We start from the raw sequence: 24,945 nt of genomic DNA on the forward strand, positions 1-24,945 counted from the left end.
CGCATCAGCGCGCGGTGCCGGAGCGCTCGTTCGGCCCGTTCGGCCCGTTCGGACCGTCCGGCTCGCGCGTGGTGTCCGGGCCGCCGTCCAGCCCCTGGGAGAACTCCTCCAGGGCGTCGAGAAGGAGGTGGGCCCCTTCCCGTACGAAGGGGTCCGGTTCCGCCCGGTCGGTGCCCTCGGCCGCCCGGACCCGGGCGTCCCACTCAGCCAGCGCCTCGCGCGCCTCGGTCCAGTCCGGCACCCGCCGTTCGCGTACCGCCTTCGCGCCCTGTTCGGTGCACCGGCGCAGCGCGGCGGCCAGCCGGCCCGCGTTCGGTACGGGGGTGGCGCCGCCGTCCGGGAGGTGGGCCTCCAGCAGCATCGCGGCCCGGCCGAACTGGGCCAGCGCGTGCTGGGTGTCGTCGGCGGCGGCCCGGGACAGGCCGCGGTTGCGGACCGGTTCGTACTGGGCGGCGTCGAGCGCCTCCTGCCAGGCGACCCGGGCCTCGCGGGTGTCGAGCAGCGCGGAGCGCACGTCGCCGTGGCCGCGTTCGGCGGGGTCGGCGTACTGCTCGACGACCGCGGCGGCGTACCGCCCGTCCGCCTTCAGCCAGTCGCCGAGCCTGCCCCGGAGACGGGGCGTCTCCCAGGCCGGGTAGACGGCGTACGAGACCATCGCCAGCAGGCCGCCCGCGAGGGTCAGCACGACGCGTTCGAGGACGGTCTGCGACCAGTCGTCGCCCGCCATGCCGAGCAGGAAGACGACGTAGGCCGAGACGCAGCACTGACCGACCACGTACCCCGTGCGCATCAGCAGGTACATCAGCAGGGCGCAGAGCACGGCGAGCACCGCGGCCGTGGTCACGCCGGGGTGGGTGAGCTGGACGATCCCGGTGGCAGCCGAGACCCCGACGATCGTGCCGCCGAACCGGGCCGTCGACCGCTCGTACGTCTGGGTGAACTCCGGCCGCATCGACATGACGGCGGCCATGGGCGCCCAGTAGCCGTGGCCGAAGGGCAGCGCGGTGCCGATGAGGTAGCCGACGGCGGCGACGACGGAGATCCGGACGGCATGCCTCAGGATCGGGGAGCCGGGCCGCAGCTCGGCGCGCATCGCCTTCGCCACGACCGGGATCAGCCGCAGCAGGCTGGGGCGATGGGGGCGGTGACGGTGGCGGTGCGGGGCGGCGGGGCGGTGATCGGCGCGGGCCTTCAGCTCCTCGGCGGCCTCCACCGCCTTGTCGTCCTGCTCCTTCGTCCCCTCGCCCTCGGCCGTCTCGATGACGTCGGAGAGCAGCACGGCCAGGCGGTCGGCGGCGCGCAGCGGCGGGCCGGTGAGCAGAGTCCCTGTGTCCGGGGTGCGCAGCACGGCCACGGCGGACGGGTTCAGCTCGACCGGGCCGCCGTGCCGGATCGCGCGGGCCGCCGAGTCGAGCATCGAGCCGGTGGCGGCCAGCAGCTCGCGGACCCGCTCCCGCTCCGGCCCCTCGGCCGGTACGCCCAGGGACGGGTCGGCGAGCGAGGCGAGCACGGGTCTGATCCGCTCGGCGATCCCCCGCGGGCCGCGCAGTTCGGGCGGTCTGCGGCGGGCCTGGCGCGCGGTGAGGGCGGCGGCGCTGCGGGCCGTCATCAGGGGTACGGGGTCGAAGGGGGCGAGCGGGTCGTGCCGCAGCCGGCGTGCGTAGTCGGCCTCGGCGGCCAGCGCGTCGGCGAGCGCGTCGCGCTGGACGCCCCATCTGCGGACCGGGAACAGGACGATGAGCGCCGCCTGCACCAGCCCGCCGAACAGGATCATCCCGGCGTGTACGGCCGAGTTGGCGATGGAGGTGGGCAGGGTGACGGTGACCAGCATGATCGCCACGTTCGACGCCGCGATGATGCCCGCGGTCGGCCCGGCCGCCCAGGACAGTCCCGCGACGAACGTCCAGAGCACCAGCAGGGCGAGGAACAGCAGCGTCCGCGAGCCGGTGAGATAGCCGAGGAAGGTCGACACGGCGAGGCTCGCCCCGGAGACCAGGGCGAGGACCGGGCGGGGACGCCAGCTGCGCTGGAAGGTGGCGATGGCCGCCTGGAACGCGCCGAACGCGGAACTCGCGGCGACCACCGGCCCGAAGAACGCCAGGGCGACCCCGATGACCAGGGCGAGCCCGGCCGCGCCGCGGATCGCGATGAGCGGTTCGAGCCGCCGTCGCTCGATCGAGAGCCCCGAGCGGGCGGTCTCCTTCAGCGCCCGGAGCCAGCTCATGCCCTGAGCCTAGCCGGAAAAATGCCTGATTGACCGTGTTTGTCGGGCGTATCGAGCACGCCGGGCGCGTGGGGCACATCGGGCGCGCGGGCGCGTGGGGCACTCGGGGTACATCGGGTGCGCGGGGCGCGCGAGATGCGCAGGCGCGCGGGATGCGCGGGGCGCGCGGGGCGCCCCTTCCCCTCACCCCTCCCGGCGCCCTCCGCGCCCTCCGCGCAGCTGGGGGTCGCGTCCGGACACGCGCGCCCGGTCCGCGGCCTCGGTGCCGTGCGTCCAGCCGTCCAGGTCGGTGGCGCCCCGGACCCGGGTCGTCGTCGTTCTCGGAAACATCCGCTCGGCGGCGTCCGTGACCGCGACATCGCGGGCGGCGAGGACCGGGAGCAGATCGGGGGCGCCGCTCTCCGCCGTACCGCCCGCGGCTCCCGGCCCGGTTCCGGCCCCGGCCTCGGCGGTGACCCGCGCGGTGTCGGCGGCGAGGCGGCTGCCCAGCCGCTGGGCGTACGCCATCAGGAACGACTGCCGGAACGTCTTGGTCCGCTTGCGTCCGCCCGCCCGCTGGCCCGCCTCCGCCCGGGTCATCGCCACGGTGCCCTGCACCAGCAGGGAGGTGTACAGCAGCTCCACGGCGTCCAGGTCCGGCTCGAAGCCGACCACCGTGGAGAAGCCGAGGTCGCTGTTCCACACCGCGCGGCAGCGGTTCGCGGTGGCGACCGCGTCGAGCAGGATCGCCTTCGCCGTCTCGTACGGCGCGTCCACTCCGATCCGGCAGGCGCCGGGCGCCTCCTCGCCGTGGGTGCGGGCCGCGAGCAGCGCCTCGTCGATGGAGTGCCGGGCCATCAGCTCCTGCGCCTTGGTGGTGAGTGCCTCGGCCTCCTCCGGGAAGCCGGTCGCCTCCGCCTTGGCGAGCAAGGCGCGGATACGGGTCAGCATCCGGGGTTCGCCGGGCGCGGGCGCACGCCGCAGCGCGTGCCCGGCGGCGCCGGGCGGGGGCCCGACGGGTTCGATGACGGGAAGCCGGAGCAGCAGGCGGTAGAGCCCGAGCACGGCGGAGGCGTAGGAGAACCGGTCCGGCCGATTGCGGGGCGCGGCCTCGGGCAGCCCGTCGAGCTGGGCCCGCCAGCGCGGCGGCAACCGCTCGTAGCGCGCGGTCTCCGCGCCGATGAGTCCGGCGGCGATCCCGGCGGCGGTCCCGTCCAGCTCGCGGCGGACGACACGTACGACGTCGGCGGGCTGCCAGCCTCGTTCCCAGGCCCGGCGGACGAACTCCTCGCCGCGCCGGAACAGTTCCGCGTCGGACGCCGGGTCGGCGGCGAGGAGGGAGGCCCCGGCATCGAGCCCGGCGTCGCCGTCCGCGTAGAGGGCCGCCGCACACGCCTGGTCGATCACCGATTCCATGCCGCCAGGGTAGGCAGGGCGGTACGGCGCGGCGGGGCCGCCCCAGGAGTCCGCCGGTCGTCCACACCCTGTGGATATCGAACTGCCGCACGACAGCCCGCACGGCCCTCTGCACGGCCTCCCGCCTCACCCGTTCGGCCGCACCCGCTGACGATGTATACGCTTTCTGCCATTTGATCAGTATTTCGCGTGCTTTCATCGCGCCATGAATCCGATCGAGTGGGCGAAGGACAGGGAGCGATGACCGGGAAGCGACCTCAGGACACACCCGTGCGAGCGGCCACGGCGACCTCGTCGCGGCGGCGGATACTGACCGCCGCCGCGCTCGCCCCGGTACTGACCGCGGCGGGCGCCGCCGGAACGGCCCGAGCGGCCGACGCGGCCCACAGGCGGCCGGTCCGGCCGGTGCCGACCGATCCGGCGGACTGGGCAGGGGTCGCGAAGGCGCTCGGCCGCCCCGGCAACATGCTGCGCGAGACGACGTACCACACGGGCTTTCCCCGGCGGGACCTCCTCGTGGTCTCGGACGGCGTCGTCGTCACCCCGGGACTCGCGCTCGGCACCCATGTGGCCTTCATCCGCTACGCCGACGGCACCACGATGCTCATGGGCGACATGGTCGTCACCGAACGCGAGCTCCAGCAGGTGATCGACGCCTGGCAGGCGCACGGCATCGAGCAGACCGCCCTCCACAAGCACCTGCTCGCCCAGACCCCGGACCTCTGGTGGGTCCATCTGCACGGCCACGGCCGCGACGCGGTGGCCCTGGCCCGCGGGGTGCGCGCGGGCCTCGACCGCACCGGCACCCCGCCCCCCGTGGTGCCCGACCGGAGCACCCCGGTCGACCTGGACATCGCCGGGATGGAGGCGGCGCTGGGCGCCCCGGGCAGCGTCGAGGACGGGATCTACAAGATCGTCTTCGTCCGCCGCGAGACCATCACGGACGGCCACCTGGTCCTGCCACCCGGGCTGGGCTCGACCAGCGCGTTCAACTTCCAGCCGGTCGGTGGCGGACGGGCCGCGCTCAGCGGCGACTTCGCCATGCTCGCCGAGGAGATCCCGCAGGTGCTGAGGGCCCTGCGGCGCGGCGGGATCAAGCTGGTCGAGCTGCACAACCACCACCTCGCGGAGAGCCCCCGGCTGTTCTTCACCCACTTCTGGGCGGTGGACGACGGGGTACGGCTCGCCCGTGCGCTGCGGACCGCGGTGGACGCCACTTCCCTGACGGTTCCGTAGGCCCGGCCCTCGGGGAAGACGCCGAGCGGCCGCGCCACGGATCTCCCCCGGACGGTCCGCGCTTCGGCCGCTCGGACCCGGGCGGGGGCGGCGGGCCCGGCCGGGACGGAGGCGTGCGGCACCGGCTGCCTGGCCGGGACCGGCCGCGTTGCGCCGGTCCAGCGACCGGTGGCGCCGATTCTGTTCTGCATATGGACCAATCGGCCCGGCCCGGCGCGTGGCCCAGGGAACGACCGGGCACCCATGTCCTCGTCCCCGTTCGGCCCCCTTTCCCCCACGAACCACCCGCCAGACCCTCTGGAGCTCCGCATGGAACCAGCCACCGGCGCCCGGCTCTGCCCGTTCGACTACGCCGAGGCCCTCGAATTCGACCCGGTGCTCAGGCACCTGATGAACGAGGAACCCGTCTCCCGCATCCGCCTCCCGCACGGCGAGGGCGAGGCGTGGCTCGTCACCGGCTACGACGACGTCCGCACGGTGACGACCGACCGGCGCTTCAGCCGCCACGCCATCATCGGCCGGGACTTCCCGCGCATGACCCCCGAGCCGATCGTCCAGGACGAGGCGATCAACGTCATGGACCCGCCGGCCAGCAGCCGGCTGCGCAGCCTGATCTCCAAGGGCTTCGCCCCCCGCCACATGGAGCGCATGCGGGTGCGCACCCAGCACGTGGTGGACGAGCTGCTGGACCGGATGGAGGAGCACGGCGCCCCGGCCGACCTGTTCGCGCACCTGGCCGCACCGCTGCCGCTGACCACCATCTGCGAGGTCCTCGACATCCCGGAGGGCGAGCAGGCACAGCTGCGCACCTACGCGCGGACCATGATGGACACCACCGTCGAGAACAAGCCCAACGCCATCCAGGCCAAGGCCGATCTCCGCGCCTACTTCGCCGAGCTGACCGCCGAACGGCGCGCCAACCCGGGCGACGACCTGATCAGCGCGCTCGCCACCGCCCGCGACGGCGACGAGATCCTGGACGACCAGGAACTGACGGTCATGGCCATGGTGCTGCTCATCACCGGCCAGGACACCACCACGTACGAGATCGGGAACATCGCCTACACGCTGCTGACCAGGCCCGACGAGCTGGCCATGCTGCGCGACCGCCCCGAGATGCTCCCGCAGGCCATGGACGAGCTGCTGCGCTTCATCCCCTTCCGCAAGGGCGTCGGCATTCCGCGGGTCGCCCTGGAGGACGTGGAGCTGAGCGGGGTACGGATCAGGGAGGGGGACATCGTCCACGTCTCCTATCTGACGGCCAACCGCGATCCCCGGAAGTTCGAGAACCCCGACGTGCTGGACCTGGAGCGGCAGGGGCCGTCGAACATGACCTTCGGATGGGGCGGACACCACTGTCTCGGCGCCCCGCTCGCGGCCACGGAGCTCGAAGTCGCCATCGGGACGCTGCTGAAGCGCTTCCCCGCCCTGAAGCTGGCCGCACCGGCGGAGGAGGTGCGCTGGAACAGGACGTCGATCTGGCGCTACCCGCTCGAACTGCCCGTCACCTGGTGAACCGCACCGCGGAGGACCGGGCGGGACGCACCGCGCGAGTCACCACGTGAGCCGCGCCGCGCGAGTCATCTCGTGAGCCGCACCGCGGAATCGGCCGACCGCCCTCGATGATGCGTCCGCCCCGCCCCACCGGCAAGCCGGGGCGGGGCGGACGCATCCGCACGGCTCGGGAAGCCGCCCGGGAGCCCACGCGGGACACCGCCCGGAGCGCTGCCCGGAGCGCTGCCCGGAGGAGTCACCGCGGAGTCCTGCCCCGAGCGCCGCCCGGCACCATCCCGGTCACCACCCCCGGCCGTGTCCCAGGTCATGTCCCCGCACCCCCGGGCCCCATCCGCGGGCCCGCCCCCGGCCCTGTTCCGGGCGCCGCCCGGAACGCCGCCCCCGAACGCCGTCCCCCACCGCGTGAGCGATCGTCGACGATCGCTCGACGTGCGTCGCTCACCCGCCTGTCGTAGCGTGATCCCGACGGCCACCCAAGCCGTGGCGGATCGTTTCCGCCCACGAACGGCCGAGGCTCTTCGTCCCGACAAGAAGCCCCGGAACACAGTCTTCGACGGTCGGCCCGTCCGCGCCCGCTTCAGGGACACCTGACCCGGCGCCGGAACCCACCAGTCCGCCACATCCACGCAGTGCCGCGTGCGAACGGCGGTGGTGTCCGTCCCCCGGCCGACCGACGCCCCTGATCCCGTTTACGGGCACCGGGCGTGTGGACCAAATCCGCTAGGAGGAGTTCCATGGCGGTTCTCTGCAAGCCGGCCATCGCGGTTCCCGAGCACATCATCACCAACGAGGAAACCCTTGAGCTGGCCCGACGGCTGCACGGCGACCACCCGCAACTCGACCTGGTCCTGCGCCTGATCGAGCACACCGGGGTACAGAAGCGGCACCTCATCCAGCCGATCGAGAAGGTGCTCCAGCACCCCGGCTTCGACGCCCGCAGCATCACGTACGAGGAACACACCAAGGCACGGGTGCCCGCGGTCGTCCGCCAGGCACTCGACCAGGCCGAACTGGAGGCGGATCAGATCGACTTGATCGTCTACGTCTCCTGCACCGGCTTCATGATGCCGCCGCCGACCGCCTGGCTCATCGGCGAGCTGGGCTTCCGCCCGCAGACCCGTCAGCTGCCGATCGCCCAGCTCGGCTGCGCCGCGGGCGGCGCCGCCGTCAACCGCGCCCACGACTACTGCACGGCGTACCCCGACGCCAATGTGCTCATCGTGGCCTGCGAGTTCTGCTCGCTCTGCTACCAGCCCACCGACCTCGGCGTCGGCTCCCTGCTGTCCAACGGACTGTTCGGCGACGGCATAGCCGCCGTCGTACTCCGCGGCAACGGCGGCACGGGGGTACGGCTGGAGCGCAACGGCTCGTTCATCATCCCGGAGACGGAGGACTGGATCTCCTACGCGGTCCGGTCCACCGGCTTCCACTTCCAGCTCGACAAGCGGGTGCCCGGCACGATGGAACCGCTCGCACCGGCCCTGGAGGCGGTCGCCGAGGAGAACCAGTGGAACGCCGGGAAGATGGACTTCTACATCATCCACGCGGGCGGTCCGCGCATCCTGGACGACCTGAGCCACTTCCTGGACGTGCCGCCCGAGGCGTTCCGCTTCAGCCGCGCCACGCTCACCGAGTACGGCAACATCGCCAGCGCCGTGGTGATCGACGCCCTCGGCCGGATGTTCGACGAGGCATCGGCGCTCGACGGCCACCGCGGTCTGATGGCCGGGTTCGGACCGGGCATCACCGCCGAGATCTCCCTGGGCACCTGGACCTCCGCGTCCGAATCCGGACTCTGAGGGCCCGGGAGTCCCCGGGCTCCCGGGAGACCGCCCAGCGGTTCACGCCCCGGGAGCCCGCCCGCCCCGGTCCCGGACACGTCGGTCCGGGACCGGGGCGGGGGCGTGGCCCGCGTCCGCTGTCAGTGCCGGGTGCCAGACTCGATGTCATGACCGGACGGTGGGCCGTGGCCATGACGGAGACCGGCGGTGCGCTCCTCGCGCCGCTGGATCCGGCCGGCCTGCCCGCGGGCCCGGTCGTGGCCGAGCCCGACGTGGTGGCGGCGGTCCGCGCCCGCCCCGAGGTCACCCGCTGGGTCTGGCGCTCCACCGCGGAGGTGTACCCCCGGCTCCTCGCGGCCGGTGTCCCCGTGGACCGCTGTTACGACATCGAGGTCGCCGAATCCCTGCTCCTGGCCCATGAGGGCCTCCTCGGCGAACCCCGCTCCGCCGCTGCCGCCCACGCCCGCCTGCACCATGCCCCGGTGCCGCCCGATCCGCCGCCCCGCTCGGCGGAGCCCGGCGCGCAGTCCTCGCTCTTCGAGCCCCGGCCCGCAGCCCCGCTCCCCTTCGACGCCCTGCTGGAGGTCTACGCCGACCAGCTCCGCCGCCACGACGCCACCGAGCATCCCGGCAGGATGCGGCTGCTCACCGCCTCCGAGTCGGCGGGCATGCTGGTCGCCGCCGAGATGCACCGCTGCGGCCTCCCCTGGCGGGCCGACGTGCACCGCGAGGTCCTCCATGGCCTGCTCGGCGAGCGGTACGCGGGCGGCGGCGAGCCCCGCAGACTGGCCGAGCTGGCCGACCAGGTGTCCGCCGCCTTCGGCAGACGGGTCCGCCCCGACCTCCCGGCCGACGTGGTGCGGGCCTTCGCCCAGGCCGGGATCAAGGTGCGGTCCACCCGCCGCTGGGAGCTGGAGGGCCTGGACCACCCGGCGGTGGCCCCGCTCGTCGCGTACAAGAAGCTCTACCGGATCTGGACGGCCCACGGCTGGGCCTGGCTGCAGGACTGGGTGCGCGACGGCCGCTTCCGGCCCGAGTACCAGCCGGGCGGCACGGTCAGTGGCCGCTGGACGACCAACGGCGGCGGGGCGCTCCAGATCCCCAAGGTGATCCGGCAGGCGGTCGTCGCCGATCCGGGCTGGCGCCTGGTCGTCGCGGACGCCGACCAGATGGAGCCCCGGGTGCTCGCCGCGATCTCCCGTGACCGCGGCCTGATGGACGTGGCGGGCCACGACGGCGATCTGTACACCGCCCTGTCCGACCGGGCGTTCCACGGCGACCGGGACCACGCCAAGCTCGCCCTGCTCGGCGCGGTCTACGGCCAGACCTCGGGCGACGGCCTGAAGAACCTGGCCGCCCTGCGCCGGAGATTCCCGCGGGCCGTGGCCTACGTCGACGACGCCGCGAAAGCCGGGGAGGACGGGCGTCTGGTGCGGACGTGGCTGGGCCGCACCAGCCCCCCGGCCGCCGGGAGCGGGGCGTACGAGGAGGCGGGCATCCCGCAGGAGGGCCCCGGGCCGACGCCCTCCGACGACGGCTCCGGCCCGGGATCCGACGCGGGTCCGGGTCCGGGCTTCACCCCGGGCTACGCCTCGTCGAACGCCAGGGCGCGGGGCCGTTTCACCCGCAACTTCGTGGTGCAGGGCAGCGCCGCCGACTGGGCGCTGCTGCTCCTGGCCGCCCTGCGCCGCTCGCTCCACGCCGCCGGACTCCGCGCCGAGCTGGTCTTCTTCCAGCACGACGAGGTGATCGTGCACTGCCCGCAGGAGGAGGCGGCAGCCGTGGTGGAGGCGATCCGGGCGGCCGGGGAGCTGGCCGGGCGGACCGCCTTCGGCGAGACGCCCGTGCGCTTCCCGTTCACTACGGCGGTGGTGGAGCGCTACTCCGACGCGAAGTAGCGGACGGCAAGGAACCGGTGCCCTGCTCCGGTGCAGGCGCGTCGTCGAATCCGGCGAGCCCGTGGTCGTAGTGCGCCGGGCGCAGACGATGATGCCGGTGCCGGGCGTTCAGCAGATGGATGACGTACGCCGTGATCGCGATCATCGCGAGGACGACCACGGTGGTGACCAGGGTGTCCATACGAATCCGGCCCCCTTCGACGTGCAGGCCGAGCGGTGCGGCCCACCGGGAGCCGTACGCGTCCAGGTTACTCCGCTGCCCGGCACCCACCCCCCTCGGACGAGCGCCGGACAGCGGGGGTCCGGGCCGGGGACGCGCCCGGCCCGGACCCTCGCGGCGGGACGCGCCCGCTGTGCCGCGTGCCTACCCGCGTACCCACAGCGCGGGGACGTTCGGCGGTTCCCACCCGGCCATGGCCGTGTGGGCCTGCGTGCAGCGGTACGCGACCCCGCCGTACGTGACGCGGTCTCCCGCGGTGTAGGACGTACCGGCCTTCCAGGTGGAGCCGGGCGGGTCGGTCGGCGGGTCCGTGGGATCGGTCGGCGGGTCGGTCGGGCTCTGGGCGATGTTGAGGACGAAGTCGAACGTCCCCTGCTGTTCCGAGCCCGCGTCCCGCAGGCTCATCAGGAGCGCCGGGTCGTAGAGCATGTCGGTGTTGTTGCGCGGCTCACCCGGAAAGTAGAGCTGGGTGGTCAGGATGGACGAGCCGGGCGCCTGGACCTTCACGTGGATGTGACGGGTGCGCCCCGGGTACAGCCCCGGCACGATCGTGGTCAGGCTGTACGCCCCCGACTGGTCGGTGAACTGGTGCCCGCGGAAGGCGAATCCGCTCATGTCGTAGGCGCCGTTGGTGTCGGCCTGCCAGAAGTCCAGGAGCACTCCGGAGATCGGGCGGCACGCCCGCCCGAAGACGTAGCCGCTCACGGTCAGCCGGACACCCGGGGTGCTGCCGGTGATCAGACTGGTGCGGAGCGGGGAGTTGGGCTTGAAGTACGGGCCCTCCATCTGCTCGTGGGTCGGGCCGTCACCGTCGTCGCAGTTCGGCGTCGGGGCCAGCGGCTTGCCGCCGGAGCCCGCGTCCCGGGCCAGTGCGACGCCACCGCCCGCGAGCAGCGGGACGGTACCGGCGACGAGCGCGGCCTTGAGCAGGGTCTTGCGGCTGATCTTGCGGTCGCCGGGGTTCTGGCCCTCGGGCGGTTCTGGAGTCATGGCTGATTCCTCGGGGTGGGGGAAGGGCACGTGCATGACACAGAGCGGAGCGGGGTGCGCGCCGCCCGGCCGGGAGGCCGAAGCGGTAGCCGGGCGGGCGCGGTAACCGGTGGCGGCCCCGGGTGCGGGGCCGCCGCACTCACTGCGGAGCGGTTCAGGCCCGGGCCCAGAGGGCCGGAACGTTCGGCGGGGTCCAGCCGGGCTGCGCCAGGTGCGCCTGGAGGCAGCGGTAGCTGTCGGAGCCGTACGTCACGACGTCGCCCGCCGCGTACGTCGCGCCTTCCTTCCAGGTGCCGCCCGGGTTGGTCGGCGGGTCGGAGGGGTCGGGCGGGGTGCCGTTGGTCATCAGGGTCAGCCCGTAGGCCTGGAGCGCCGGGTTCAGCGGCTGGAAGTACGTCGTGCCGCCCTGGGAGCAGTTGCCGGAGCCGCCGGAGGTGACACCCTGCGCCTGGCTGCCGGAGATGAACGAGCCGCCGGAGTCGCCGGGTTCGGCGCACACATTGGTGCGGGTGACCCCGGAGACGGTGCCCTCCTGGTACGTGACGCTGGTGTTGCGCTGCTGCACGGTCCCGCAGTGCCAGCCGGTCGTCGAGCCGGAGCGGCAGACCGACGAGCCCTCCAGTGCCTCGGTGGAGCCGGTGACGGTCACATCGCCGTTGCCGTAGCCGTTCACCAGGGCACGCGGCGTCCAGCTGGTGTTGGTGGCGACCCAGGAGTAGTCGCGGCCCGGGAAGGTGGAGCCCTGGAAGGAGCCCTGCGCCTGCTGGTTGTAGCCGCTGGTGCTGACCCCGGGCGTGCCGCAGTGACCGGCGCTGACGAAGCCGCCCTGCGTACCGCGCTTCACCGGGAAGCCGATGGAGCACCGCCCCGAACCGTTCATGTAGTACGCGTCACCGCCCCGAAGATCGGCGAACGTACGGGGCCGCTCAGTGGACTGACGTACCGTCACCAGCGTGTCCGACACTCCGGCCTCGGCCAGGAACGCCTTGGCCGCCTTGGCGCGGGCGGCCTCGACGACGACCCGGTTGCTCGCCACGTCGACGTACCAGACCGGCACGTCGGCGGGCGCCCCGCGCAGCGCCACCCGGTCCAGCGCGCCCTTGGCGGCGTCGAGTTGGGCCTGGCTGTGCGCGACGACGACGGGCCGGGCACCGGCGAGGCGGATCTCCTGGGCGTGGGCGGCGTCGGTGGTGGCGACGGTCAGGTCCGCGTCGTCACCACTGACCCGGGCGCCGGCGAAGTCCGCGCCGAGCGTGTGCTTCAGCGCGGAGGCGATCGCCGCCGCCCGGGTCTCGTGACCGATCCGGCCGCGCGCCTCTGCCTCGTTCAGGCCGAGATCACGCTGCATGGCCTCCAGCAGACCGGGCGAGAGCTGCCCGGTCCCCGCGGCGGTGGGGGTGCGGAGCTGGGGCACCGGATCGGCGGACGCGCTGCCGGACAGGCCGGCCAGCGCGAGCGCCCCGACGGCCACGGTGGCGGTACACGCGGCCAGGGCACGTCTGCGGAGTGTGGAGCTCTCCACGGAACTCTCCTTGACTTCGGGGGAATTGCCGACAACGTAGCCGCGTACACGTCATCTCCAGGAGATCCCGTTCACCCCCTCACTTCGCGTTATGGGGGCGCCGGGTTCTTCCCTCCGGACCGGCCCCGGGCATCCCCATCCGCCGTCGGCCCCCGTAGGTTCGCCCCATGCGAATTGGTGAGCTGCTCGGTGCCGGACGATCGGCCGATGTGTACGCGCTCGACGAGAAGTGGGTCCTGCGCCGCTACCGGGACGGCATGGACGCCACGCCCGAATGGATGGTCATGGCCTACCTCGCCGCACACGGCTGCCCGGTCCCCCGCCTGGGCCCGCGCGACGCGAAGACGCCGCCCGGCGATCTGCTGCTGGAGCGCCTGGACGGCCCGACGATGCTGGACGCCCTGATGGCCGAGGAGCTGTCGGCGGACGAGGCGGGCGCCCTGCTGGCCGGGCTCCTCGCCGAACTCCACACCGTCCCGGCGCGGGTCTCCCCGCACCCCGGGGACCGGATCCTCCACCTCGACCTGCACCCGGGCAACGTGATGCTGACGGACCGGGGGCCGGTGGTGATCGACTGGAGCAACGCGGCGGAGGGCGCCCCGGCCCTGGACCGCGCCATGTCCGCGCTGATCCTGGCCCAGATCGCGGTGGATCCCGCGTCCCCCCTGTCCGGCCGGGCCCGCATCCTCCTGGGCGCCCTGGCCCCTCAGCTCACCGCCTCCGGCCCCGTCCCCGCCCCCCACGTCGCCGAGGCCGCCCGCCACCGCACCGCCAACCCCACGATGACCCCCCACGAACGCGCCCTCATCGAACCGGCGGCGGCCCTGGTCCGCGAACTGACGAGCTGAACGGACGGGCTGCCGGACTGCCGGACTGCCGGACTGGCTGGCTGCCCGGCTGACGGAGCGCGGGCCGGGCGGAGTGGCGGGCGGCCGGTCCTGCCGGGTGTGGAGGCCGCGAGGCGACCTGAGACTAGGGTCTTTCGTTTGGATCAGGCTGGATCAGGGAGCGGGGGCTGGTGCGTGCAGCTGCAAGGCGGAGGAAGGAGCCGACGCGGAGCGTCGGTGACTGACGACAACGCGGCAGATGTGCGTGCCGGCCCCCGCGAGCCCGGCATGATCCAAACGAGAGGCCCTGAGTGGCGGCCGGGCGGGTGCCTACTCCTCGTCGCGCAGATGGGCCGCCAGGGAGGCCAGCGGCCCGGCCTCCTCGGCGCGTCCCAGGGCGGTCAGGCGGGACACCGCCGCGTCGAGGCGGGAGAGGGCGGCGTCCGTACGCTCCAGGTAGATGCCCTCCACCGCGGCCGCGAGCCGGACGCACTCGGCCCACTCCTCGGCCCCGTCCCCTTCCGGCGTCGGCTCGCCGACCAGCACGAGGCTCTTCTCCAGCGCGGCCAGGGCATCCCCGAACTCCCCGGCATTGGCATGGACCCGGCCGTACTCGTAGGCCAGGGCCGCGTCGAGGTCGCGGCCCTGTGCCCCGTACCCGGCGGCGCGGGCCTCGTCGGCGATCCGGCCCGCCTCGGCCAGGTGGGCGAGGGCATCGGCCAGTCCCTCGGGCCCTTGCCGCTGGGTCTGGAGCCGGGCGATCTCGCGCAGGCAGCTGCTGAGCTGCTCGTAGCGCGGGGCCAGGGCATGGGCGGCGACCGCCTGCCCGATGGCCTCGCGGGCCCGGTCGAACTCCCCGGACTCGGCGAGGAGCACGGACGTCTCCGCCGCGATCATGGCGTGGCTCCCCGGGTCGTCGTCCCAGCCGGCCGACTCGGCCGCGAGGGAGACGAACTCCTCCGTCGCGACCTTGAGGTCCTCCCCCGCGTGCAGCGCGCGGGCACGGGTCAGACGCAGCTGGGCGACGAGCCGGTCGTCCACCTCCCCGGCCGCGATGTCCGGCTCGGCCAGCAGGGAGTCGAGCAGCGCGATGCAGTCCTCGACACGGCCCAGATCGAGGCAGAGCCCGGCCGCACCGCTGTACGTGCAGTACGCGTCGATCCGGCGGCCTCGCCGCAGCTCCAGCTCCGCCGAGCGGGTCAGGTGACGCAGCGCCTCGTCGGGGCGGTCCAGGCGCATGCAGGCATCGGCCAGATCCGCGTGGAGGCGGGCGGTGGCGGTCACGTCACCCGGCCAGTCGGCGGCCAGTCGCAGCCCCTCGGCCAGGTCCGCCCGCGCGGCCCCCGCGTCCTGGAGGCCGAGCCGCATCCGGCCCCGCAGGGCGAGCGTGCGGGGCAGGTGCCAGGCGGGGCCGTGTTCGTTCAGCCGGTCGAGGAGGCCGTCGAGCACGGCGATCGCGGTGGGCAGGTCACCGGCGATGGCATGGGTGGTGGCCCGCAGCAGCAGGGCGCCGGATATCTGCATGGGGAGGTCGTGCCGGGTGGCGAACGCGTGCAGCAGTTCGGCCTCGGCGAGGACCGGATCGACGTGCTCCTCGCTCCCCGAGGTCTGCAGGCGCATGCCCAGCGCGGTGGCCCGCAGCCGCAGCAGCCGCGCTTCCTGGTGCGGGGCGAGGCCGGACGCCTCCTCGTGCAGACGCACCATCGACGCATGGGCGGCGGTCAGCGCGGCAGCCTTCGCCCCGGACCCGTCGGGCTCATCGGACCCCTCGGACCCCTCGGACCCATAGGACTCTCCGGCCTCGTCAGCCCTGTCGGCCTCAGACATCCCATCGGCCCTATCGACCCCATGGGCACCCTCGGCACCACCGAGCCGCTCAGCCTTATCGGACTCATCGGGCTCATCAGACTCATCGGCCCCGGCGCCCTCGGCGGCGGCGAGCAGCGCGCCCGCGCGGGCTTCCGCCGCGTCACCCGGCGCCCCGGCGTCCTCGTACAGCCCTGCGGCCTCGTCGTAGAGGGCTACCGCCTCGGCGAACTCCTCGTTCTCGCCCGCCCGGCTCGCCTCGTCGCTCAGCAGGTCCGCGCGCAGCCGCGCGAGCGGGCCCACGGCCGGGTTACCGGGGTGGGAGTAGTCGCCCGTGGCGACGAGGGCGCGCAGCTTCGCCCAGTACGCGTCCGCCTCCGGGTGCCCCTGCCTCTCCAGCTCCCGGGCTCGCAGGATGAGTTCGTCCGGCTCTTCCGGAACCGGCGCGGACACCCGGGCGGCGGGCTCGGCGACCGGGGCGGCCGGGGCCACTTCGTCGAGGCCGCGGGTGCGCAGGGTGAGCTCCAGCGCGTCGGCGAGCGGGGCACGCTCCAGGCGGGCCCGGCGGCGGTCGGTGTGGGCCGAGGTTCCGTTACGGGCGTCGAAGCGGGCGGCGAGATCGTCGGCGCGCTTCCCCGCCTCGGCGCGGAGCCCGGTCACCGTCCAGGTGCGGCCCGCGTATCCGGCGGCGGGCAGTCCGCCGTGGCCGAGGGCCTCGACACGCTGGAGCAGGACCTCCACCCCGGTCAGGAACTGGAGCAGGTCCAGCGGCGATTCCACCTCGGCGAACAGGTTCCGGTTCTCGGCGAGCAGCTCCAGGCCCCGGCTCTCGTTGCCGGTCAGCGCGCAGAACTCCAGGTGCCGCCCGACCTCCCCGGCCATCGAGGGGTTGCGGCGGCAGATGCGGTAGCCAGAGAGGTGCAGCTCGCGGGCGCGGTCGGCGTGCCCCTCGCGCAGCAGCGGCAGCAGCGCGTACGAGACGGAACGGGCCGGCTCCTCCTGGCAGGACGCCTTCCCGGCCAGGACGGGGCTCCAGGCGTCCAGCGCCCGCCCGTCGTCGCCCGACACGAGGTGGTGGAGGGCCCGCTCGCAGATCTCGCAGGCCTCGCAGTCGCTGAGCCGGGTACGGGTACGGCTCGCCCACAACTCGTAGGCGAGAGCGGTGTCCTCACCGGTGTGGGCGGCCAGCTGGTACGCCTGACCGTAGTAGGGCTGAAGGCCGAGCCCGGCCTTCTCGTACCGGTCGCGCATCTCCGTCAGCCACTGGCGCAGACCCTCCAGCGGCACCTCGGGCAGCACCAGCAGGGCGTTCGCCACCCACTTGAACCGCCAGAACAGCGTGTGGCGACGGCGCTCGTCGAACACGTCGGGCTGCTCGTCGAACAGGTTGAGCAGGCGGGCGAAGACGACGGGCGACTTCCGGGGTTCGGAGCCGTAGGTGTACGCCTCCTGGAGCTCGAAGAGCGCGTCGACGAGCGGGGCGGGCTCCTCGAACCGCTCCGCGACGTCCACGAGTTCCTCGGCGGTGACCGTACGGGTGCGGCCGTAGGGGCGCTGGTCGTTCGCCTCCAGCGCCTGGTAGAGCTCGTCGGTGTTCTGGGGCGCGTTCGGCGACATCAGCTGTCCTTCCGGAGGGCGTGGGCGAGGAGATCGAGGAAGGAGCGGTTGATGAGGCTGGACTCGGCGGGCCGGAGCGGGCGCCGGGAGAGCATCGCGGCCTGCCCGTAGAGGGCTTCGGCGCTGGTGCGGGCCAGTTCGGGCTCCGCGATGGAGACGGCGGCGCGGACCAGCGGATTGAGCTGGTTGAGGATCAGCTGGGCCCGCGGGGCCTCCTGGCGCAGGGCGCCGAGGATGTCGCCCCAGACGCCGCCCTCCTGCTCACGCGCGAGCCGGGAGCGGGTCCGCTCGTGCCGGGCCTCCCGGCTGTCGACGAGGAGGGCGGGGGCGGAGGCCGGCTGGAAGGTGCGCAGGGCCACGTCGCAGTCGAAGACGGCCAGCGCGTCCCGGGCCAGGGCGAGGTAGGCCATGGCGGCCAGCTCCGTCTCACGGTCGACGGGGTCGAGGTGGGCGGTGAGCGTCTCCGGGTCGAGGTCGGCGACCTCCGCCCCGGGCCTGACCTCGGGCAGCCGGTGGACCAGCTCGCGGTCGTACGTGTAGCCGCCGTTGACCACCCCGAGCCCGGCGGCCGAGGCGATCGCCGCGACCTGCCGGAACTCCTCCACGCTCGACGTCACGAGCACGGTGCGGTGGGTGCGCGCGAACTCGTCGAGCGTGGTGTGCCCGTCGGTGGTCTCGAACGGCAGCCAGGGCAGCAGCATCCGCAGGATCTCGTCGTCGTGCACCGCCAGCGACTTCACGGCCAGGTGGTGGGCCTGGAGGAAGCGGCCGAGCAGCTCCGGATCGCTGGCGGCGGCCCGTGCGATCCACGCGCGCAGCCGCTCGGCGAGGGCGTCACGGACGGCGGCGAGCGTGTCGTCCTCGTACAGGGACTCGCGGGACGCCGTCGGGCGCAGGCTCTCCGCGTCGATGACGCAGCGGACGAAGAACGCCCACTCGGGCAGGATCTCCTCGGCCTGCTCGGACAGCAGCATGCCCTTGACGTGCACGCGGTGGCCGTGACGGCGTCCGGCCGGGACCGCCTCGGGCAGCACGCACGCGATGCCCTTCAGGCCCACGGCCGGAAGGTCCAGCTCGATGGTGTCCAGCGGCGTGAACCCGAAGACCTCCTCGCCGTACGCGGCCAGCGCGCGGGAACGCGACCCGGGTGTGGGGTAGGCACGGGCCCAGGGCGCCGGTTCGGGGTTGACCGCTACGGCGGGGCCCGCGGTGCCGTCGTCGAAGGTCACCGGGTGGTGCAGCAGGGAGCCGAACTGCCGCGCCAGGGCGTGCACCCGCTCCGGCACGGTCCACTCGCCCGTGTCGGCCCTCGGTGTCAGCGTGACGGTCGTACCGGGCCGGGGACGGGCGGCCCCGGGCAGGGTGCGGACGCTGTAGCTGCCGTCGCCGCGCCCCCGCCACTCCACGGCGGGCGCGTCGGGGGTGCGGGCGGAGCGGCTCAGGACGTGGATCTCGTCCGCGACGAGGAAGCAGGAGAGCAGCCCGATCCCGAACTGGCCGATGAAGTCGCCGCGTTGCTCGGCAATCCGCTCGGCGCGCTTGCTGCTGCGGCCGATCGTGGCGAGGAAGGTGTGCACATCGGCCTCGCTGAGGCCGACGCCGTCGTCCTCGACGCGTACCACCGCGCCGTCCGCGTACAGGCGGATTCCGAAGGCGCCGGCGGGCGCGTCCGGGGCGAGTGCCTGCCGGGCGGTCAGCGCGTCCACCGCGTTCTGCAGGAGTTCACGCAGGTAGACGCGCGGGCTGGAGTAGAGGTGATGGGAGAGAAGGTCGACGAGGCCGCGCAGATCCACCTGGAAGGTGCGATCGGCGTTGGGCGGGGTCGCTGCGGTGTCGGGCAGAGTCATCGGGCAGTCCGGGTGAGTGGGGCGACGGATGAAGGAGGCGACGGACGGGCGGCACGGCCGGGACCGGCGTGCGCTCAGGCGCGGCGCTGGTAGCGGGCGAACTGCTTCTGGGAGTTGGCGAGATAGGCCCACGGCCAGGTCGTGTGCGCGCCGTCCAGCGCCTGGAAGACCCGTCGGACCGTGTCGCGCTCGCCCGCCAGTGAGAGCGCCATGGCGAACATGTTGAAGTCCACCTGCCAGCCCGGACGCCGCACGTAGTCGGGGTGGAGGATGCTGTGGTCGGCCGCGGTCCGCAACTCGCCCCGGATCTCGGCCGTCTTCAGGCAGCCCATGCTCTCCGCCTCGACCCACTCCTCGATGTGCGCGAAGGCGATCACACAGCCGATCCGGTGCCCCTGGGGCGCACGGGCGAACGCGTCCCGTGCGAACGCCAGGGCCTGGCCCGGTTCTCCGCTCCAGCGGGGCTGCAACTGCGAGATCCAGTCGATGTGGGTCTCCAGATCCAGCGGATCACGGCGCAGGGCGGCATCGAGGCGGGTCCGGTTCACGACGGATCCCAGCGACATGCCGCGGCCCGAGGTGAGCAGCTGGCGCCACGGAGTGATCCACTCCGGACGCAGCTCGGCAGCCTCCAGCAACTGCTCCTCGGCGATGTGGAGCCGCTCGTGGAAGACCCGCCACTGGTCCCGCGTGACATTCACCGCACGGTCGGCCGTACGCGCCTCCCAGCCCCAACTGACGTGGCGCGCACCGGATATGAGCAGCGCCGTCGCACGGCCCTCCTTGTCCTCCTCGATGGCCCGGCCGATCCAGTCCTGCACCCCGTCCACCTCGGCGAGCTCACCCAGGACGTGGTGATCCCGGCCGAGATCGAAGGGGGCCAGCGCCGCCTTGACCGCCTGCCAGTCCCCCGCCCCGGCCGCCTCCACCGCCGCGAGCACCCGCCGGTCCCCGAGCGCGCGCAGCGTGTACACCCCGTTCCTCTGCCGACGCGGAACGGGCAGGGCGTGCGGATCCGCCTCCGGCCTCTCCCCGCCCCTGCCGAACAGCTTGCCGAACATGTCGATCCCTCCCCTGGTACCGCGATCTTCCGGTGCAGCATAAGCCGCCCCACCGACATCGCTTCCACAGAGTTTTCACACCTGCTCCACAGCCCCACCACGCACAAAAAAACCCCAGGTCACTGAGTACGTGACCTGGGGTTTGATCGGAGCCGCCTTCGGGATTCGAACCCGAGACCTACGCATTACGAGGGCCCGCAAGATCATCCCGGGTGGTGCTGAGCCGTGCCGCCGAATCCTGGTTTCGCTGATCAGAGACTTGCGGCCTTGATCGGCGTGACGACTGGTCCACCCTGGTGCCACCCAGTCCGCTCACGCAGCGCTCACGCAGCGGCGACTGCTCCACCGACGTCACAAGATGGGCGGGCGGCCACCTATACAGGTCATTGGACTTGGGGCTTCGGGCTCGGCCCGTGCCCGTACATCGGTGCCGCCCTTGAAGGAAGGCGGCCCGCGCACTCAGCAGACTTTCGAGGGTCGACACCCGCGAAGCCTCCTGAGGTTAAGCGAACGACATTCCGCGTATGCGCTGCGTGACCGCGAGGTAATCACAGTCAGGCGCAGTGGGGTGTGGACATGCGCTGGCCACAAAGGCAGGGACGTTCCGCCTCCACTGCGGCCACCATCCGGACTGCCGAGCTACGGCCAGGGTTATGGGGGGGGGGAGATACCACCTTCGCTTCAATGCGCTTCGATCCCATCGATGCGGACGGCGACAGCTCGAGAAGAGCCTCTCCGGACGCGAGTGTGGGCTTGCGGCTCGCCCGCCCGTGGTACTTGATATGAAACAGCGAGCCAGAAGCTCGCCACATGTCGATGTCGGATTCGTTTTAGATTGTCCGAAAGAGGCGGAATGCGCGAGCTCTATGCGTGTCAGCTCCTACTAACCGGCGACGAAGAGTCCCCAGGGGACACTCTCAACCGAGCTGAGAGGCTGATCCGCGAGTGGGTCAGCCGACCGACCCACCTCGCCCCCGAGTTCCTCAGCGAAGGGCAGCACGAGGCGAGTGGCGGACACACGGTGGCTGTTAGTCGCTACGCGCCCACCGAGGATGGCTCGTCGGGTTGGAGCTGCTTGTGGCACTTTCCCGGCACGGACGACCCTTCGGTGCGATGGACTTTGAGTCTGGCGCTCGCAGCCCAAGGGAATGCCGCCTGCGCAACCGTACGAATCGGCCTCCAACAGAGAAGCCATAGCTTCCAGCTCCGCCGGCCCAACTATCAATTCTCTGCGCCGGCAATCGTTCGCACTCTCCTGCGAGAATTCGAAGTATCTGATGCGGGTCGACCAACAAGGCCGACGCACACGACGCTTCGCACGGGCGACATTCCCGAGTTCGCCGAATGGCTGACGAACGACCAGCGTGCACTTCCAGTTGTCGTTGCCACAAATTACCCTTCAACCGGGCAGCCGCTCGTCGATTTGAGGAAGTTGGCCAAGGAACTATCCGGGCTCGCTCATGTCGTACACCTCTCCACTCACCTTGCTGCGCGCGCATTGAGCGACAGAGTAGGGGCAGAGCGCTCCGCTTGGCAGGGGGCAGTACGCCTGTATTGGCCGAAATTCAAGGCGGACGCAAACCCATATGAACACAAGTATTGGACGCCTAGTCGCCTCCTTGAGGATGATGAGGCACTAATCGATGAGCTGAGGCGGTGGCTGGGTTCGGTAAGCGCCGCGTCGGTACCCGAGAATCCTGCTCTTGGCTGGATGCGAGCGGCACGCCGGAAGGCGCTTGCCGAGAGCGGGGACATCCCGCATTGGGTTCAGGAGTACATCGAAACCACCGACGCTGAGCTGCGCGGGCTTCGGGAGGAACGCGACGACCTCAAGGAGGATCTCGCCGCCGCCCTGACGGATGTCGCTGCAATGCGCGAACAGTACGCGCTGGTAAGTCAGTACTCCACTAAGCCCGCTGTCGATGATGGCCAATCAGCCGCGCCGCGCGATGCGAACGTATCGACCCTGACAGCGCCCGAGGCTTATGAGCATGCCAAGGCGGAAATCGGCGACGATCTCGTCTTCCTTCCAAGCGCTGACGCAAGCATCAAGAAGTTCTCCGAATACAGGGATCCGGAGAAGCTACACAGAGCCCTCTTGGACGTTGCCGACGCTGGCCGACGGTGGGGCGACGGGACTCTCGGGAAGCCCTTCGGTGAGTTCTTCGCTGATCTCGGCTATGGATATTCCGCAAAGAATCCTGCGGCACGCGATCGTCGGCACAAGCGTCACTATGAAGTGAAGTACAAGGACAATCCAGTTGTCATGGAACCACACCTCAAAGTTGACGAGTCCACCGGCCCCGATCAGTGCCTTCGCATCTATTGGTACCTCGACGAAAGCGACAAGGTGATCGTCATCGGACACGTGGGACGCCATCTACCGGACTGACGCTCTTGGCTCGCGGCTCACTGGATCTCGGTAACAACGTGTTGGCGATCTTCTTGTGGAGCCGGTCTGTCAACGTCGGGATCGGCCGGAAAGAACGCGATTTCAGTGAGCCGATCTCGCTGTGCCGGCAGCGCCTTCCTCCTGCCGCCGTCCCGCCCAGAGTGCGGCACAACCGTTGAGGTTTCCGCGCCGGGCGGGACGTGAGTTACCGCAAGAAGGGGGTCATGCCTCGGCGATGACTTCCTCGGCTGCAACGTCCGGCTTGACCTCGCCGCCCAGCGCCTCGGCGATGGCCTCAAACTCGGCGAGGGCGGCCTGGAGGTCCTCCACGATCTCCTGGGCAATGACCTCGGGAGGGAGCAGGCTGTCGGCATCGTAGAGCGCCGGGTCCTTCAGCCAGGTGATGTCGAGGTTGACCTTGTCACGGGCAAGGAGCTCCTCACATGTGAACCGCTTAAAGCGGCCGTCCTCGGTCTCCCTGCGTGCTGAACGATCGTCCGCGTTGTACGCCTCGATGAAGTCGGCCAGGTCCGCGAGGCGAAGCGGTCGCTGCTTGAGCGTGAAGTGCAGCCCGGTCCGGAAGTCATACACCCAGACCTCGGACGTGTTGGGAAGGCCGTCAGCCCGCGGAGTCTTCTTCTCGAAGAACAGGACGTTCGCCTTAACACCGCCGGCGTAGAAGATGCCCGTGGGCAGGCGCAGGATCGTGTGGAGGTTGAACTCCTGGAGGAGTCGACGTCGGATCTTCTCACCAGCCCCACCCTCGAACAGCACGTTGTCGGGCAGGACGACCGCCGCACGGCCGTCCATCTCCAGCAGCGACATGATGTGCTGCAGGAAGTTCAGCTGCTTGTTGGTAGTCGTCGCGCGGAAGTCAGACCTGTCGTAGGTGATGTCCTCCCGGTCGGTCTTACCGTCCGTTCCTACCACCGTAATCGCCGATTTCTTGCCGAACGGCGGGTTTGCCAGAACAAGAGAGGCCCGGTCGGTGGGAGCATCGGCCAGCGCGTCACCAGTGGTAATGAGCGACTCACCACCAGCTTCACCGATGCCGTGAAGCAACATGTTCATCGCCGCGAGGCGGGCTGTGCCTGGAACGAGCTCGTTTCCCCAGATGCTGCCCTGCCCAAGCCCGAGGCGCTGCTCTCGGGAGAGGCCTTTGAGGTGGTGTTCGCGAATGTAGCTGTGCGCGGCAATCAGGAAGCCAGCGGTTCCGCAGGCCGGATCAGTAATCCTGTCCTTGGGGCCCGGCCGCATCACCTGAACCATGGCATCAATCAAAGGGCGCGGCGTGAAGTACTGGCCGGCGCCGGTCTTAGTGTCCTCAGCCCCCTTGGCTAGCAGCCCCTCGTATGCGTCACCCTTAAGGTCAGTGCCTTCGAGGACCCAGTCAGTCTTACCGATCAGGTCGACAACCAGCTTTTCGAGGAGAGCCGGCTCGGTGATCCTGTTCTGGGACTTTGCGAAGACTGTTCCCAGGGTCGTGCCAGGGCGCTTGCCAAGTTCGGTGAGCACCGCGCGATAGTGCGCCTCTAGCTCCTCGCCGCGCTTGGAAACAAGCGACTGCCAGTCGTAAGCGGGCGGAACGATGGGACCAGCTGTCTCCTCAGCAAACGGATCTGCACCCAGCTCGTCAGCCATCTTAAGGAATAGCAGGAATGAGAGCTGTTCGACGTACTCGATGGTCGACAGGCCATTGTCACGAAGGACGTTGCAATAGTTCCAGAGCTTGGCGACAAGCGAGTTGGTCTGCGCTGTAACCTTGGCAGGGGCAGTCGAATTGATCTCGTTTGCGCCCACTAGAGCTCGAACTCCTGCTGAATGTCGACGTGAGGGGTTGAGTTCATGGAAACAGAGGGAGCCGGCGGAGACACAGGCCCTGCCTCAGCACCCTTCTTGCGCGCTCGGCGAACGCGCTTAGGCGGATTATCATCTGCTTGCCGTTCGGCTCGAAGCCGATCGAACAGCAAACTGGCGGCCTCCTCGTTTGGGTCCTGAGGAACAAGACCACCCGTGAAGGCACGGTAGAGGAGAGCTTTCCGCAAACTGACCGCACGCAACTGTGCAAGCTCGATACCCCTTTCCGCCATGTCAAGGCGAGAAATATAGGCGTCGAGAGCTCCAACGATCCGCCTTTGCTCATCGAGCGGCGGAACAGGGATCTCCATCCCCTCAAGAATCTTCTGATTGATCTTGTAGATTCCCGCAGTCGTGCGAACTGAATCCTCGATTTGATTCCTCACAATAGTGGAGCCCCAGACGAACTCCAAATACTCCGAGAGGACCAGTGAGGGTCGGACCCTAACGCGAATCATGGTGTCCGGAAACGCGACTGGGAATGTCACACGCTTAACCGTTGCGCCGCGCCCGACAAGACTTCGAGAGCCATTTCCGCGACTCAGGAGGAAGTCCCCTTCAGACACTAGAAATGGGGTGGCTTCCTCTTCGCTCCATGCACCAGACTTGTGTTCCGAAAGGTCGACTCCGCCACGCTTAAGTGCCGTGAGGCGCAGTACCGGGAATCCGCCGTCCATGCTGCGTACGGAACGGCCATTAATCAAGGGCTCACTCAGTACATCCGCCAGACGGACACGCACCCAACCGGGCGGAAGTT

16 protein-coding genes are annotated in these 24,945 nt (G+C 71.2%); 6 read left to right on the forward strand and 10 right to left on the reverse strand.

Annotated features, from left to right (window positions below; translation table 11 throughout):
- Positions 1 to 4: 4 nt before the first annotated feature.
- The gene (locus ACFVWY_RS23360) at positions 5 to 2,224 is read right to left on the reverse strand and encodes an FUSC family protein (RefSeq protein ID WP_389875605.1); all 2,220 of its coding nucleotides are present in this window, start codon (positions 2,222 to 2,224) and stop codon (positions 5 to 7) included.
- A gap of 183 nt (positions 2,225 to 2,407) precedes the next feature.
- Complete coding sequence (locus tag ACFVWY_RS23365; RefSeq protein ID WP_389875608.1) at positions 2,408 to 3,619, reverse strand: DUF2786 domain-containing protein; 1,212 nt, start codon at positions 3,617 to 3,619, stop codon at positions 2,408 to 2,410.
- Positions 3,620 to 3,889: 270 nt separating this feature from the next.
- On the opposite strand from ACFVWY_RS23365, the gene ACFVWY_RS23370 reads away from it, so the two are divergent.
- From ACFVWY_RS23370 to ACFVWY_RS23385, 4 genes are all read left to right on the forward strand, one after another.
- Positions 3,890 to 4,855: a DUF1259 domain-containing protein gene (locus ACFVWY_RS23370; RefSeq protein ID WP_389875609.1), complete on the forward strand. Its 966-nt coding sequence runs from the start codon at positions 3,890 to 3,892 to the stop codon at positions 4,853 to 4,855.
- Positions 4,856 to 5,164: 309 nt separating this feature from the next.
- Entirely contained in the window at positions 5,165 to 6,370 is a 1,206-nt protein-coding gene (locus ACFVWY_RS23375) for a cytochrome P450 (protein ID WP_389875612.1), read from the forward strand.
- Between the two features lie 734 nt (positions 6,371 to 7,104).
- Positions 7,105 to 8,169 carry a type III polyketide synthase gene (locus tag ACFVWY_RS23380; RefSeq protein WP_389875615.1) on the forward strand — a complete coding sequence of 355 codons (1,065 nt, stop codon included), beginning with the start codon at positions 7,105 to 7,107 and terminating at the stop codon, positions 8,167 to 8,169.
- 149 nt (positions 8,170 to 8,318) lie between these two features.
- Complete coding sequence (locus ACFVWY_RS23385; RefSeq protein ID WP_389875618.1) at positions 8,319 to 10,049, forward strand: bifunctional 3'-5' exonuclease/DNA polymerase; 1,731 nt, start codon at positions 8,319 to 8,321, stop codon at positions 10,047 to 10,049.
- On the opposite strand, the gene ACFVWY_RS23390 is transcribed toward ACFVWY_RS23385, so the two are convergent.
- The 3 genes from ACFVWY_RS23390 to ACFVWY_RS23400 form a co-directional block, all read right to left on the reverse strand.
- Positions 10,012 to 10,230: a hypothetical protein gene (locus tag ACFVWY_RS23390; protein ID WP_389875621.1), complete on the reverse strand. Its 219-nt coding sequence runs from the start codon at positions 10,228 to 10,230 to the stop codon at positions 10,012 to 10,014. The genes ACFVWY_RS23385 and ACFVWY_RS23390 overlap by 38 nt on opposite strands.
- 183 nt (positions 10,231 to 10,413) lie before the next feature.
- Positions 10,414 to 11,259: a carbohydrate-binding protein gene (locus tag ACFVWY_RS23395; RefSeq protein WP_389875624.1), complete on the reverse strand. Its 846-nt coding sequence runs from the start codon at positions 11,257 to 11,259 to the stop codon at positions 10,414 to 10,416.
- A 154-nt stretch (positions 11,260 to 11,413) separates the two neighbouring features.
- Positions 11,414 to 12,781, reverse strand: a complete 1,368-nt coding sequence (locus tag ACFVWY_RS23400; RefSeq protein WP_389875626.1) for an alpha-lytic protease prodomain-containing protein — start codon at positions 12,779 to 12,781, stop codon at positions 11,414 to 11,416.
- A gap of 167 nt (positions 12,782 to 12,948) precedes the next feature.
- Between ACFVWY_RS23400 and ACFVWY_RS23405 the strand changes: the two genes are divergently transcribed.
- Entirely contained in the window at positions 12,949 to 13,629 is a 681-nt protein-coding gene (locus ACFVWY_RS23405; protein WP_389875629.1) for a phosphotransferase, read from the forward strand.
- Positions 13,630 to 13,938: 309 nt separating this feature from the next.
- On the opposite strand, the gene ACFVWY_RS23410 is transcribed toward ACFVWY_RS23405, so the two are convergent.
- The 3 genes from ACFVWY_RS23410 to ACFVWY_RS23420 form a co-directional block, all read right to left on the reverse strand.
- Entirely contained in the window at positions 13,939 to 17,031 is a 3,093-nt protein-coding gene (locus ACFVWY_RS23410; protein ID WP_389875631.1) for a hypothetical protein, read from the reverse strand.
- Entirely contained in the window at positions 17,031 to 18,878 is a 1,848-nt protein-coding gene (locus ACFVWY_RS23415) for an HSP90 family protein (RefSeq protein WP_389875633.1), read from the reverse strand. The genes ACFVWY_RS23410 and ACFVWY_RS23415 overlap by 1 nt, the downstream gene beginning before the upstream one ends.
- A gap of 74 nt (positions 18,879 to 18,952) precedes the next feature.
- A complete protein-coding gene (locus ACFVWY_RS23420; protein ID WP_389875636.1) occupies positions 18,953 to 19,939 on the reverse strand; it encodes a hypothetical protein in 987 nt (328 codons plus the stop codon).
- Between the two features lie 853 nt (positions 19,940 to 20,792).
- Here ACFVWY_RS23420 and ACFVWY_RS23425 point away from each other — a divergent pair.
- Positions 20,793 to 22,331: a hypothetical protein gene (locus ACFVWY_RS23425; protein ID WP_389875638.1), complete on the forward strand. Its 1,539-nt coding sequence runs from the start codon at positions 20,793 to 20,795 to the stop codon at positions 22,329 to 22,331.
- A 222-nt stretch (positions 22,332 to 22,553) separates the two neighbouring features.
- Here ACFVWY_RS23425 and ACFVWY_RS23430 read toward each other — a convergent pair whose 3' ends face one another.
- The gene (locus ACFVWY_RS23430) at positions 22,554 to 24,131 is read right to left on the reverse strand and encodes an N-6 DNA methylase (RefSeq protein WP_389875640.1); all 1,578 of its coding nucleotides are present in this window, start codon (positions 24,129 to 24,131) and stop codon (positions 22,554 to 22,556) included.
- A complete protein-coding gene (locus ACFVWY_RS23435; protein WP_389875756.1) occupies positions 24,131 to 24,928 on the reverse strand; it encodes a restriction endonuclease subunit S in 798 nt (265 codons plus the stop codon). Before ACFVWY_RS23435 ends, ACFVWY_RS23430 begins: the two co-directional genes overlap by 1 nt.
- Between the last annotated feature and the right edge of the window lie 17 nt (positions 24,929 to 24,945).

Source organism: Streptomyces sp. NPDC058195, assembly GCF_042883525.1.
GTDB lineage: Bacteria > Actinomycetota > Actinomycetes > Streptomycetales > Streptomycetaceae > Streptomyces.